12 protein-coding genes are annotated in these 13,296 nt (G+C 58.6%); 7 read left to right on the top strand and 5 right to left on the bottom strand.

Annotated features, from left to right (window positions below):
• Window positions 1-3 precede the first annotated feature (3 nt).
• Window positions 4-1,440, top strand: coding sequence for an efflux transporter outer membrane subunit (locus RHM68_RS16095; protein ID WP_322216494.1), 1,437 nt, complete (start codon window positions 4-6; stop codon window positions 1,438-1,440).
• A gap of 80 nt (window positions 1,441-1,520) precedes the next feature.
• Here RHM68_RS16095 and RHM68_RS16090 read toward each other — a convergent pair whose 3' ends face one another.
• A complete protein-coding gene (locus tag RHM68_RS16090; RefSeq protein ID WP_322216492.1) occupies window positions 1,521-2,819 on the bottom strand; it encodes an MFS transporter in 1,299 nt (432 codons plus the stop codon).
• A 274-nt stretch (window positions 2,820-3,093) separates the two neighbouring features.
• Between RHM68_RS16090 and RHM68_RS16085 the strand changes: the two genes are divergently transcribed.
• Both RHM68_RS16085 and sthA read left to right on the top strand, forming a co-directional pair.
• The gene (locus tag RHM68_RS16085) at window positions 3,094-4,119 is read left to right on the top strand and encodes an FAD:protein FMN transferase (RefSeq protein ID WP_322216490.1); all 1,026 of its coding nucleotides are present in this window, start codon (window positions 3,094-3,096) and stop codon (window positions 4,117-4,119) included.
• A gap of 207 nt (window positions 4,120-4,326) precedes the next feature.
• Complete coding sequence (sthA, locus tag RHM68_RS16080; RefSeq protein WP_322216487.1) at window positions 4,327-5,721, top strand: Si-specific NAD(P)(+) transhydrogenase; 1,395 nt, start codon at window positions 4,327-4,329, stop codon at window positions 5,719-5,721.
• 42 nt (window positions 5,722-5,763) lie between these two features.
• Here the strand turns inward: sthA and RHM68_RS16075 are convergent, their stop codons facing one another.
• Window positions 5,764-6,486, bottom strand: a complete 723-nt coding sequence (locus RHM68_RS16075; protein ID WP_322216485.1) for a glycerophosphodiester phosphodiesterase — start codon at window positions 6,484-6,486, stop codon at window positions 5,764-5,766.
• Between the two features lie 14 nt (window positions 6,487-6,500).
• Window positions 6,501-7,082 carry a PilZ domain-containing protein gene (locus RHM68_RS16070; protein WP_322216483.1) on the bottom strand — a complete coding sequence of 194 codons (582 nt, stop codon included), beginning with the start codon at window positions 7,080-7,082 and terminating at the stop codon, window positions 6,501-6,503.
• 94 nt (window positions 7,083-7,176) lie between these two features.
• Between RHM68_RS16070 and RHM68_RS16065 the strand changes: the two genes are divergently transcribed.
• From RHM68_RS16065 to RHM68_RS16055, 3 genes are all read left to right on the top strand, one after another.
• Complete coding sequence (locus RHM68_RS16065; RefSeq protein WP_322216481.1) at window positions 7,177-8,427, top strand: lipoprotein-releasing ABC transporter permease subunit; 1,251 nt, start codon at window positions 7,177-7,179, stop codon at window positions 8,425-8,427.
• Between the two features lie 7 nt (window positions 8,428-8,434).
• On the top strand, window positions 8,435-9,118 hold the full coding sequence (gene lolD / locus RHM68_RS16060) for a lipoprotein-releasing ABC transporter ATP-binding protein LolD (protein ID WP_322216479.1): 684 nt from the start codon (window positions 8,435-8,437) through the stop codon (window positions 9,116-9,118).
• 65 nt (window positions 9,119-9,183) lie between these two features.
• Window positions 9,184-10,428: a lipoprotein-releasing ABC transporter permease subunit gene (locus RHM68_RS16055; RefSeq protein ID WP_322216477.1), complete on the top strand. Its 1,245-nt coding sequence runs from the start codon at window positions 9,184-9,186 to the stop codon at window positions 10,426-10,428.
• Between the two features lie 126 nt (window positions 10,429-10,554).
• On the opposite strand, the gene RHM68_RS16050 is transcribed toward RHM68_RS16055, so the two are convergent.
• Window positions 10,555-11,904, bottom strand: coding sequence for a heavy metal sensor histidine kinase (locus tag RHM68_RS16050; protein WP_322216475.1), 1,350 nt, complete (start codon window positions 11,902-11,904; stop codon window positions 10,555-10,557).
• Window positions 11,904-12,584, bottom strand: a complete 681-nt coding sequence (locus tag RHM68_RS16045; RefSeq protein ID WP_322216473.1) for a heavy metal response regulator transcription factor — start codon at window positions 12,582-12,584, stop codon at window positions 11,904-11,906. The genes RHM68_RS16050 and RHM68_RS16045 overlap by 1 nt, the downstream gene beginning before the upstream one ends.
• 154 nt (window positions 12,585-12,738) lie before the next feature.
• Between RHM68_RS16045 and RHM68_RS16040 the strand changes: the two genes are divergently transcribed.
• Window positions 12,739-13,275: a cupredoxin family protein gene (locus tag RHM68_RS16040; RefSeq protein WP_322216470.1), complete on the top strand. Its 537-nt coding sequence runs from the start codon at window positions 12,739-12,741 to the stop codon at window positions 13,273-13,275.
• Window positions 13,276-13,296 lie beyond the last annotated feature (21 nt).

The raw sequence follows: 13,296 nt of genomic DNA, 5'->3' as shown, positions 1-13,296 counted from the left end.
GCCATGAACAGTTGCTTACCGACCTCATGTTTCATGTCTTTGCTGTTGCTCGGAGGGTGTTCGCTGGAACCGACTTACGAGAAGCCTGAAGCGCCCATTGATCAACAGTGGCCGGCCAATACTGCGGGTGGGTGTTGTGCCGGCAAGCAGGCATTCGATCAGGACTGGCACGGTTTTGTCGTCGATGATCGACTGCGGCAACTGATCGAAATGGCCCTGACCAATAATCGCAGCCTGCGTCAGTTCGCGGCCAGTGTCGAAGAGGCGCAGGCCGGTTATGACAGCGCCCAGTCGGGGCTTTTTCCTACAGTCGGCGTCAATACCTACGCCGGGCGCAGCAAGTTGCCGCCGTTAGTGCGCACGCCGGGCGGCGGCGACAGTTCCGGCAGCATTGCTAACACCTTTCAGGCCACGGGCGGATTTACGTCCTACGAGCTGGATTTTTTTGGGCGCATTCGCAGTCAGCGCAACGCGGCCGGCGCGCGTTTCGAGGCCTCCGAGGCGGATTATCAGACGGCGCGGCTGGCGCTGATCGGCGAAGTGGCTAATACCTGGCTGAGTCTTAAGGCTAATCAACATTTACTCGACCTCGCGCAGAGTACCTATCAGTCTCAGGATCGCTACGCGCAGTTGCTGCGCAAGAGCTTCAACCTGGGCTCCAGTGCGCGAATCGACGTGCATCAGGCAGACGCGCAGACCAACACTGCGGCCGTGCAGGTCAATACCTACCGCATGCAAGTGGCGCAGAACAGCAACGCCTTGCGCGTGTTAGTCGGGCAACCGGTGCCTGTCGGATTGTTGCCCACCGGTGCGCTCGGTGAACAGTTGGCAACGCTGGACGTCCCGGCAGGCTTACCTTCAAAACTGGTCGAGCGTCGCCCCGACATCATGTCCGCCGAAGCGCAACTGCGTGCGGCCAACGCGGACATTGGCGCGGCTCGCAGTGCGTATTTTCCGACCTTTTCCCTGACGTCGGCGCTGGGCAGCCTGACGGGGGATTTCTCACGTTTGCTCAGCGGTCCGGCCGAGTTCTGGTCGATCGCGCTCGCGGGATCAATGCCACTGATCGACGGCGGAGCGCGGCGGGCACAGGTGGATGCCAGTCATGCACGGTTCGATGGCCGAGCTGCGGCGTATGAGGCCACGGTGCAGAATGCCTTTCGCGAAGCGGCCGATGCCTTGAATGCACGGCAGGAAATGCTGACGCAGGTTGAGTTTCAGAAAAAACTGGTGGGGGATTATCAGGAAGCATATCGGCAGTCGCGCTTGCGGTTCGAGGCGGGGCTGGACAGCTATTTTTCCACCATGGATGCGCAGCGCTCGCTGTTTGATGCGCAGCAGAAATGGGCGCAACTGGAATTGGCACGGGAGATTAATCAGGTGACGTTGTATAAGGCGTTGGGCGGGGGCTGGAGTCAGTCGTTGAAGGTGGCTATGTAAGAGATGTTCTGCGGGAAAGTGGCGCTTCGCGAGCCGGCTCGCGCCCTCATTGCTGGGGCGAGCCGGATTGCAAAGGCTATCTACCGGGCGCTAACCATTGCAGCTTGCGCAGTACGCAGTTCATGGCGATTACCACGGAACAACACCAGCGTCGCAACCAGTCCCATGATCGCTGCACCTGTGAGCCATAGCCCTGGCGCCGCCTTGTTGTCCAGCACATGGATCAGGTAGGTACAGGCCGCCGGTGTAAAACCACCGAAGGTCGCGGTTGCCAAGCTGTAGGCCAAAGAGAAACCGGTCGTGCGAACTTCCACCGGCATGATTTCGGTCAGGGCCACCACCATGGCGCCGTTGTACGAACCATACAAGAACGACAGCCACAACTCGACGATCAGCAAATGGCTGAAGCTTGGGTTCGCTACTAGCCACGACAGGGCAGGGTAGGCGGTAAGGATCGCAAGAATGGTCGCCGCCAGTAGCAGGGGTTTACGCCCGATTTTGTCGGATAACGCCCCCATCACCGGTAGCCAGAAGAAGTTCGACAGGCCGATGCACACCGTCACCAGCAGCGCGTCCAGATCAGACAGGTGCAGTTCGGCTTTACCGAAGGTCGGGGTGTAGGCGGTGATCAGGTAAAACGACACGGTGGTCATGACGACCAGGGCCATACCGGCGATGACGATGCCAAAGTTTTGACCGATCGAGCGGACGATCTCTTTCAGGGTTGGGCGGTGTTTACGCGCCTGGAACTCAGGGGTTTCTTCCAGCGAACGACGGATCACGAAGATCACCGGCACAATCAGGCAGCCGATCAGGAACGGCACGCGCCAGCCCCAGTCACCCATTTGCTCCGGGCTGAGCCAATGATTCAAGCCCACGCCCAGCAGGCCGGCAAATACTACGGCGGCTTGCTGGCTGGCGGACTGCCAACTGACGAAGAAGCCTTTGCGGCCCGGGGTCGAGATTTCGGCGAGGTACACCGACACGCCACCCAGCTCCACGCCCGCCGAGAAGCCTTGCAGCAGGCGACCGAACAGCACGATCAATGGCGCAGCGACACCCAAAGTGGCATAACCCGGTACGCAGGCAATCAGCACCGTACCCGCGGCCATCAAGGCTAGGGTAATGATCAGCCCTTTGCGACGACCATGGCGGTCAATGTAGGCGCCGAGAAAAATCGCACCCAGCGGACGCATTAGGAAGCCGGCGCCAAAGGTCGCCAGCGACAGCATCAATGACGCAAAAGCGCTGTCCGCAGGAAAGAAGGTCTTGGCAATGGCTGTGGCGTAAAAGCCATAGACCATGAAGTCGAACATCTCGAGAAAGTTACCGCTGACAACGCGAAAAATCGCTTTGCCTTTGCCCGTATTCGAGGACATGTGTACGCACTCACTTTTGGCTGTCTTATTGGAAATCCATGATCTTGACGCTTCCTCGCTGTCGGCCTAAGGCATGCAGGCACGCACCGATCAGTTTTGTAACGATATGTGTATAGATTGGCCTAGGCAACCATTAGTTAGCCTGTTGCTTAAACGTTATAGCCATTAGCCACGCCATATCTTGGGCGTGAGTGAATTAACAGTCGGGGCAGCGTCGTTCTAATGTGTCGCATAATGGCCGGCGCTGACGTGGTGTCAGGGGTTTCTTCCGGAGATGCAGGATTTGTCGAGTTGGCGCTGGGGCAGTTTCATTGTGTTGATCAGCGCCTTGGCGGGTTGCGGGAATGGCGACTCCCTGGAAAGCTTTGGCGGCCCGACGATGGGCAGCACCTATTCAATCAAATACGTGAGCCATGCTGGTCTACCCGCCTCCGGCGAAGTCCGCGTCGAGGTTGAAAAAATCCTCGCCGAGGTCGATCGGCAAATGTCCACCTACCGCAGCGACTCGGACATCGAGCGCTTCAACGATTTGCCTGCCAATCGCTGTCAGACCCTGCCTGCGCCGATTCTCGAATTAGTCCGCGTCGGCGAGCAACTGTCGCTGCAAAGCGACGGCTCCTACGACTTGACGGTAGAACCGCTTCTCAACCTTTGGGGGTTTGGCCCCCAAGGTCGAGAGGAAAAAGTCCCGAGTCGCCAGGCGCTGGCTGAAGTAATGACGCGCGTTGGCCACGCTCACCTGCGCATTGACGGCGATCAGTTGTGCAAGGACGCCGCCGTCGAAGTCGACTTCAACAGCATCGCCGCCGGTTACACCGTCGATACGATTGCGGCAAAACTGGAAGCCATGGGCATCCATAACTACCTCGCCGAAGCCACCGGGGAGCTGAAGGCTGTCGGCAAAAAGCTCGACGGCTCAGCCTGGAAGATTGCGTTGGAAGAACCGCGCGACGATCAGCAAGTCGCCCAGCGCATCGTCAGTCTGGATGGCTACGGTGTGTCCACTTCCGGCGATTACCGTAATTACTTCGAGCAGGGCGGTCAGCGTTATTCCCACACCTTTGATGCCCGCACCGGTGCGCCGATCACGCACGCGCTGGCGTCCGTTACGGTCATTCATCCTTCAACCCTGATGGCCGATGGCTTATCGACGCTGTTGCTGATTCTCGGCCCTGAGCGGGGCTGGGACTACGCGGAAAAACATGACATTGGTGCATTCTTTGTGATTCGTGGCGATACAGGTTTTATCACGCGGACCAACAGGACGTTCGAGCGTCTCAGTGGCGCTAAAACCGAATGATTGCGGCGATTCGAGCATTGAAGGCTGGCGTTGTAGTGCAGGCAAAAGTAGCCTACGACGCGACCAAGGGTTAATGTGCCCGGCGTTGACGCTTCTATAGACTGTGTCCGGGTTCTTTACTGGCCCCAAATTGTTCCTTCACGCCGCAGACCGGCGTGATTTAGCCGCAGGTGCCGAGGGCGCCGCGGCCTGTTCTGAGGAGTACGCATGGCTGTCTACAACTACGACGTGGTGGTGCTGGGTTCCGGCCCTGCGGGAGAAGGCGCGGCAATGAACGCCGCCAAAGCAGGGCGCAAGGTGGCAATGGTTGACAGTCGTCGCCAGGTCGGCGGCAACTGCACTCACTTGGGCACCATCCCGTCCAAGGCCCTGCGTCACTCGGTCCGGCAGATCATGCAGTTCAACACCAACCCGATGTTCCGGGCCATTGGTGAGCCGCGCTGGTTCTCGTTTCCGGACGTCCTGAAAAGCGCGGAAAAAGTGATCGCCAAGCAAGTCGCTTCGCGCACCGGCTACTACGCCCGTAACCGCGTTGATGTGTTCTTCGGCACCGGCAGCTTCGCCGATGAACAAACCATCGAAGTGGTCTGCGCCAACGGTGTGGTCGAAAAATTGGTGGCCAAGCACATCATCATCGCCACCGGTTCGCGTCCTTATCGCCCGGCTGACATCGATTTCCAGCACCCGCGTATCTACGATAGCGACACCATCCTCAGTCTCGGCCACACCCCGCGCAAACTCATCGTTTACGGCGCGGGTGTGATTGGTTGCGAATATGCCTCGATCTTCAGTGGTCTGGGGGTATTGGTAGAACTGGTGGATAACCGCGGTCAGTTACTGAGCTTCCTGGACTCGGAAATTTCCCAGGCCCTGAGCTATCACTTCAGCAATAACAACATCACGGTTCGCCACAACGAAGACTACGAGCGCGTCGAAGGCGTCGACAACGGCGTTATCCTGCACCTCAAGTCTGGCAAGAAGATCAAGGCCGACGCCTTGCTCTGGTGCAACGGTCGTACCGGTAATACCGATGCGCTGGGTCTTGAAAACATCGGTGTGAAGGTCAATAGTCGCGGCCAGATCGAAGTCGACGAGGCCTACCGCACTTGTGTGCCGAACATTTACGGTGCCGGTGATGTGATCGGCTGGCCGAGCCTGGCCAGTGCGGCTCATGACCAAGGGCGTTCGGCTGCTGGCAGCATTGTCGATAATGGTAGCTGGCGCTTCGTCAACGACGTGCCGACCGGTATCTACACCATTCCCGAGATCAGCTCGATCGGCAAGAACGAGCAGGAGCTGACTCAGGCCAAGGTGCCGTATGAAGTGGGCAAGGCCTTCTTCAAGAGCATGGCGCGAGCGCAGATTGCCGGTGAGCCGCAGGGCATGCTGAAGATACTGTTCCACCGCGACACGCTGGAAGTGTTGGGCGTCCATTGCTTCGGTTATCAGGCGTCGGAGATTGTTCACATCGGTCAGGCGATCATGAGCCAGCCGGGCGAACTCAATACGCTGAAGTATTTCGTCAATACTACGTTCAACTACCCGACCATGGCCGAGGCCTATCGGGTAGCGGCATACGATGGCCTCAACCGGCTTTTTTGAGCGGCTCCGGCCGGTGGCCTGAGCCGGCCGGGGAGACCGATTTCAGCAATTCTCGAGGGTGGCAGTGGCCAAACCGGGAAAGTCTGTAATCAGGCTGTCAACGCCGAAGTCGGCGAGTCTGCGCATCAGCGCGGGCTCGTTGACTGTCCACACCGACACATGCAGCCCTTGACGCTGCGCCTTCTGCAGGCGTTCCGGCGTACACAGGGTCCAGTTCAGCGCCAGAATCTCACAGCCGTAGCTTTGCGCGACCTTCAGCGGGTCGAGCCAGGCGTACTCGGCCACCAATCCGCGCGACACGTCCGGCACCAAATCCAGTGCGGCTTTGAGCACCTCTCGTGAACTTGACGTGATGGTCACTTTGTCGAGCAGGCCAAATCGCTGAGCCATTTCACGAATCGCCAGCACGGTGGTCGATGCGCGTGTGCGTGAAGCGCTTTTGACTTCGAGCTGCCAGTGTTCGAAATCGCATTTCTCGAACAGTTCTTCCAGGGTTGGGATCGGGCACGGCTTGATCCAGCCCGGACCGCCTTTGCGCGCGTCGTAAGTCACCAGGTCCGCCGCCATCTGCTCGACCACTTTGCCGCGACGGTCGGTGGTGCGCTTGAGGGTCGGGTCGTGGATGACCATCAGTTCGCCATCCCTGGACAGGTGCAGGTCCAGTTCGCAGCGACGCACGCCGTGTTTGAGGCATTCCTGGAAGCTGGTCAGGGTGTTTTCCGGTGCTTCGCCTTTGGCGCCGCGGTGGCCGTAGATAAGGGTCACGGTTGTTCCTTAAATTAATTGCCTGATTCGTTTTGTTCGCGGGCCAGACGTCGTTCCTGGGCCTGCTTTTGCAGGATGTAGCGGGCCAGCAGTTGGCGTTGCGCATCGGTCGGGTATTCGAACTCGGTGCCGATGGCATAGCCGTCGCCCTTGCGGTCGCAATGGGTGACTTTGGCCCGTAGCAAGAGGCCGAGCGCTTGCGGCATCAACACCAATTTGATCGATAGGTGTGCGCCGGTGGCAATCGCCGCGGGGTGCTGAAAGTCGATACCCCCTTCGGAGATGATCACCGGTTGCGGTTCGCCAATCTGCCCGAGCACGGTCAGCGCGACCACCTGGCTGAGCAAGTCGATACGTTTGTTCTGGGATTTCAGGAACGCCGCGATGGCCCGGTCCCGCTCGCTGATCTGGCGCAACAAGTGCTGCGACTCAAATTCGCTCAGGTGCAATTCGCTGAGCAGGTTGAACAGTGGGGAGGCATCCTGTAACACTTCCTGGCCTGCGGCTTCGGGAGCGGAAAGGGGCCGAATTTCCAGTGCGATCGTGTCCTCGATACGGTAGTATTCGCGGCGATCTTCTTCATCTAATGTCGACATGGCGAACCCATGGTAGCGGCGGTGGTCTGAGTGTAAAGCTGGTTATCGACCCCCGCCACAAGGACGTTCCTTTTCCCTCCGAACAAGCCCCGACATGTTCAGACCTCTCTTCGTATTTATTGGCACGCGTTATACCCGTGCAAAGCGTCGCAATCATTTTGTGTCGTTCATTTCCCTGACTTCGATGATCGGGCTCGCCCTTGGCGTGGTCGTAATGATCGTGGTGTTGTCGGTGATGAACGGTTTCGATCATGAGATGCGCACCCGCGTGCTGGGCATGGTGCCCCACGCGACCATCGAGTCCGGCGAACCCATCAGCGACTGGCAAAGCCTGGCCTCCAAGGTCAAGCAGAACCCGCAGGTGCTGGCGGTTGCGCCGTTCACCCAAATGCAGGGCCTGCTGACCAATAACGGTAAGGTGTCCAAGGTGCTGCTCAATGGCATCGACCCTGCGCTGGAACGGCAGGTGTCGATCATTGATAACTTCATGCAGCAGGGCAAACTCGATGACCTGACGCCTGGCAGCTTTGGCATCGTCATCGGCGACAAGGCCGCTGCCAAGCTCGGTGCGGCCATTGGCGACAAGCTGACGTTCGTCGCGCCGGAAGTGACCGTGACCCCGGCGGGGATGTTCCCGCGCATGAAGCGCTTTACCGTGGTCGGCATTTTCCATGTCGGTGCCGGTGAGCTGGACGGCTATCTGGGCGTCACCAACCTGCAGGATCTGTCTCGGCTACATCGCTGGAAACCGGACCAGGTTCAGGGGTTGCGCTTGAAGTTCGATGATTTGTTCCAAGCACCACGCACCGCGTGGAACATCGCCCAGCAGCTCGGCGAAGACCACTACTACGCTCGCGACTGGACCCGTACCCACGGCAACCTGTATCAGGCGATTCGCATGGAAAAAGCCATGATCGGCCTGCTGCTGTTGCTGATTGTTGCCGTCGCAGCTTTCAACATCATCTCCACGCTGGTGATGGTGGTGAACGACAAGAAGGGCGACATTGCGATCCTGCGCACCCTCGGCGCCACGCCGGGGACGATCATGGCGATCTTTATGGTTCAGGGTACCGTCATTGGTGTTGTCGGGACACTGATCGGTGCGGTGGTCGGGATCTTTGCCGCGCTGAATGTCAGCGCAGCGATTTCGGCTCTCGAAGGCGTGATCGGGCATAAATTCCTCAACGCCGACGTGTATTTCATTGATTACCTGCCGTCGCAAGTGCAGAGCCAGGACGTCTTGATGGTCTGCGCTGCCGCGTTGGTTCTGAGTTTCCTCGCCACCCTGTATCCAGCCTGGCGTGCCGCGCGCACCCAGCCTGCGGAGGCGCTACGTTATGAGTGAGTCGGGCATGAGTGAAAAAGCAATCTTGAGCTGCCGTGATCTGGGCAAATCCTACGAGGAGGGGCCGGAGTCGGTGCAAGTGTTGGCCGGTCTGCAACTGGAGCTGCTGCCCGGTGAGCGCGTGGCGATTGTCGGGACCTCGGGGTCGGGCAAAAGTACCTTGCTCAATCTGCTGGGCGGCCTGGATACGCCGACCAAGGGCAGCGTCTGGCTAGCCGGGGAAGAACTCTCGGCGCTGAACGAAAAAAACCGTGGGCTGCTGCGTAACCGTTCTCTCGGCTTTGTGTACCAGTTCCACCACTTGCTGCCAGAGTTCACCGCGCTGGAAAACGTCTGCATGCCGCTGCTGATTGGCAAGACTGCAATTGCCGAAGCGCGAAAGCGTGCCACGGCGTTGCTGGAGCGAGTAGGGCTGGGGCATCGTCTGGAGCACAAGCCGTCGGAGTTGTCTGGTGGCGAGCGCCAGCGTGTGGCCATCGCCCGCGCCCTGGTGAATAACCCCGGCCTCGTTATGCTTGACGAGCCGACCGGTAACCTTGATTCCCACACCGCTCAAGGCATTCAGGATCTGATGCTGGAACTCAGCACCTCGATGCGTACTGCGTTTCTGGTGGTGACTCACGACATGAACCTGGCGCGTCAGATGGATCGCGTCCTGCATTTGCAGGAAGGCCGCCTGACGCCCATCTGACTGGCCCAAACCCGGCGTGACAGAAGGAGCGTCGGGCTTTTTATTTTTATACGGTGCCCCTGCGAATGTTCAGACCGTTATCGATCTTTATCGGCATGCGCTATACCCGCGCCAAGCGCCGCAATCGCTTTGTTTCTTTCATCTCGATGACGTCGATGATTGGCCTCGCCCTGGGCGTGTTGTCGATGATCGTGGTGCTGTCGGTGATGAACGGCTTTCAGCGCGAAATGAGCTCGCGCATTCTCGGCATGGTGCCGCATGCCACCATCGTCGGGGTCAATCCGATCAACGATTGGCAGCCTGTCGCCGCTGCGGCGATGAAAAACCCGCAAGTGACGGCTGCGGTGCCGTTCACTGAAATGGAAGGCATGCTGTCCTACAAGGGCGCGATGCAGCCGATTCAAATCAGTGGTGTCGATCCGGCTCAGGAAGGCAAAGTGTCCATTGTTGCGCAACACATCGTGCAAGGTCGCCTCGACGACCTGAAGCCAGGTGAGTTTGGCGTGGTGGTCGGCGAAATCACCGCGCGGCGTTTCCGCTTGAACGTCGGTGACAAAATCACCCTGATCGTGCCGGAAATCAGTACCGCTCCCGGTGGCATTACCCCGCGCATGCAGCGACTGAACGTGGTTGGGGTGTTCAAGGTGGGGGCTGAACTGGACGGCTCCATGGCGCTGATTCATATGGCCGATGCCGCGCAGATCCAGCACTGGCAGCCGAATCAGGTGCAAAGCGTGCGGTTGGCGGTGAAAGATCTGTACGCCGCGCCGAAGGTGTCGAGTGACATCGCCTCAGGCTTGGGCGCCGACTACAAGGCTGACGACTGGACTCACACTCAGGGCAGCCTGTTCAGCGCCATGAAGATGGAAAAAACCATGATCGGCCTGCTGCTGTTGATGATCGTTGCCGTGGCGGCGTTCAACATCATCGCGACCCTGATCATGGTGGTGAACGACAAGGGAGCAGATATCGCTATCCTGCGCACCATTGGCGCCACGCCGCGACAGATCATGGCAATCTTCATGGTCCAGGGCACGGTGATCGGCATCGTTGGTACTTTGATCGGTGGCGTACTTGGCGTGATTGCAGCCTTGAATGTCAGTGAGATGGTGGGCTGGCTGGAACGCGTCAGTGGTCAGCACATTTTCAGTTCCGATGTGTACTTCGTCAGCAACTTGCCGTCCCAACTGCAGGGCGGTGATGTGTTGTTGATCTGCTCGGCGGGCTTCATCTTGAGCTTTTTGGCCACGGTGTACCCGGCTTGGCGTGCGGCGAAGATCGAGCCGGCCCACGCGTTGCGGTATTCGTAAGCTGTCAGACGTTCATTGCAGACAAGTCCGGCTCCCACACGGTTCGTAGTCGTTGATCGAAAGGTGTTTCAACTCGATCACGTGTGGAAGTTGGGTCCGCCCGCGATGGGGTCAAGCCTGCTGGCTTCAATCCCCCTTCGGTAACTCAATGACAAACCGCGTCCAGCCGTTATCCGATTCACAATGAATCTGTCCGCCGTGGGCACGAATGATCGACTGAGTGATCGCCAGACCTAAACCCGCATGCTCGCTACTGCCTTCACGGCGCGCCGGGTCCGCCCGATAGAAGCGATCAAACAAGCGCGGCAGCAATTCTTTGGGTATCCCGTCGCCCCTGTTTTCAACGATCAGGCTCAACCCTTGCGCTTGATCGACAATGCGCACACGAACCTCTCCATTGGCTGGAGTAAATCGCAACGCATTGTCCAGCAGATTGGACAGCGCCCGGCGCAACATGCTGCGGTCGCCTTTCATGCTTACGCTGCCGGCGCGGCTCAGTGTTACCTGAGTGTCCTCCGCCAGCGGCGCAAAGAACTCCAATAGCAGGTCCGCTTCCGCTGCCAATTCAAGCGGCTCGTGCTTGGGTGTCAGCAAACCATGGTCAGCCTTGGCCAGGTACAACATGTCGTTGACCAGTTGTGCCATCCATTGCAGTTCTTCGAGGTTGCTGTGCAGCGCCTCGCGATAGTCTTCAATAGGTCTGGGGCGGGTAAGGGTGACTTGGGTTTGGGTCAGTAGATTTGACAGTGGCGTTCGCAGTTCGTGAGCGATATCGGCAGAGAAGGCTGAGAGCCGTTGAAAAGAGTCGTCGAGGCGTCCGAGCATGGCGTTGAAGTTGTGGGCCATTTCTGCGAGTTCCGGCGGCATGTTCGCTTCCGATAATCGCGCATCAAGTGAGTGAGCACCAATGCCGCTGGCCACTGCGCTCATACGCCGCAACGGGCGCAAACCGCTTCGCGCTGCCCAGGCGCCGAGCAGGGCTGTGGCCAGGGCCGAAAGGCTAACCGTCAGCCATATCAGGTGTTGCATGCGTTGCAGAAAATGCTGGTGATGCGTGATGTCCAGTAACAGCGTCAGTTGCGGTGAGTCGGGTTTATCGATGAACAGCGGAGCGTTGAGGACGCGATAGTCGGTCCCGTTGTCGTTCAGGGTAGATAAACCGGGCTGCTGTGGGAGATTCTCAGGCACTCGCGTCGAGCTTTCATACCAACGCTGGCCATCACTGTCTATGACGCGCAGCGACAGATCTGCCTGTTGGCTGAGTTCATCCGCGAGCTTTGCTTTGCTTTCGCTGGACGGAATATCGTGCAGTGCTCGGCGCACCCCCATCAGCTTGCCGTCGAGCAGTTGTTGATCGAGTTCAATGAAGTGCGCCTCACTGGCGCGGCTGAACAACACCCCGGCAAACAACGAAACCACCGCTGTACAGGCGGCAAACAGCAGCGCTAATCGATGACTCAGCGACAGGCGGCGCATCAGGCTGGACGCTCTTCAAGCACGTAACCCATGCCGCGCACGGTATGGATCAGCTTATGAGGGAACTCATCGTCGATCTTCAGGCGCAGGCGACGGATCGCCACTTCGATGACGTTGGTGTCACTGTCGAAGTTCATGTCCCATACCTGAGAGGCGATCAGCGACTTGGGTAGCACTTCGCCTTGCCTGCGCAGAAGCATTTCCAGCAAGGCAAATTCCTTGGCGGTCAGGTCGATGCGTTGACCGCTACGTTCAACCCGGCGGCGGATCAGGTCCAGGCGTAAGTCGGCCAATTGCAGGTTGGTCTCCTGGGGCGGGGCGCTGCCCCGGCGCAAGAGACTGCGAACCCGGGCCACCAGCTCTGAAAACGCGAAAGGTTTGACCAGGTAATCGTCAGCGCCCAATTCAAGGCCGTGGACCCTGTCTTCCACGGCGTCTCGCGCTGTCAGAAACAGTACCGGCGTGTCGAGGCCGGCGCTACGCACAGCCTGCAAAATCTGCCAGCCGTCACGGCCCGGTAGCATCACATCAAGAATCAGCAAGGCATAATCGCCGGTCAGTGCCAAGTGTTGCCCCGTGATGCCGTCAGCGACCAATTCGGTATTGAAGCCTGCTTCGGTCAGGCCTTGGCGCAGATAATGGCCGGTTTTGGCCTGGTCTTCGACGATTAGCAGTTTCATGGGTCGCTCGGGCTGGTGGAGCAGAGGCGCTATACCGTGGGCTGCGCTGGCGCTGGTCAAACTGACAAAGTTGTAATCTGACTGTCAGGTTGCCGGCAGGCTTGCCAGTTTAGAGTTTTTCAAAGACTGAATCTTATCTTGTTGGAGTACGACTATGTTTTTGCGAAATCGTCTGGTGCTGGCCGTGTGCTTGCTGGCTCTGAGTTTCACGGTGTGGGCGGCGCCTGTTCAGACCTACGACTTCGGACAGCCGGCCCCAGCCGCCAAAGCCACCCGCAACGTGGAGGTGGTGATGGGCGATATGTCGTTCATGCCCAAGGCGATTGATATCAAGGCCGGTGAGACTGTTCGTTTTGTGCTGGTGAATAAAGGTCAGTTGTTGCACGAATTCAACATTGGTGACGCGGCGATGCATGCTAAGCACCAGCAGGAAATGCTCAACATGCAGCAGAGTGGCATGCTGACGCCTACTACGATGAAGGGCATGGACCACAGCGCCATGATCGGCATGGATCACGGTTCCATGAAACCAGGGATGAAACACGACGACCCCAACAGCGTACTGGTGGAGCCGGGCAAGACCGCAGAGCTGACCTGGACCTTCACCAAGGCCACCAACCTTGAATTTGCCTGCAACATTCCTGGCCATTATCAGGCCGGGATGGTTGGCAAGCTGACTGTCAGTCAGTAAGGACTCAAAGGACGGCCCAAA

Source organism: Pseudomonas sp. DC1.2 (genome assembly GCF_034351645.1).
In the GTDB taxonomy this organism is placed as follows: domain Bacteria; phylum Pseudomonadota; class Gammaproteobacteria; order Pseudomonadales; family Pseudomonadaceae; genus Aquipseudomonas.
This window is presented reverse-complemented; position numbering and strand designations above follow the sequence as displayed.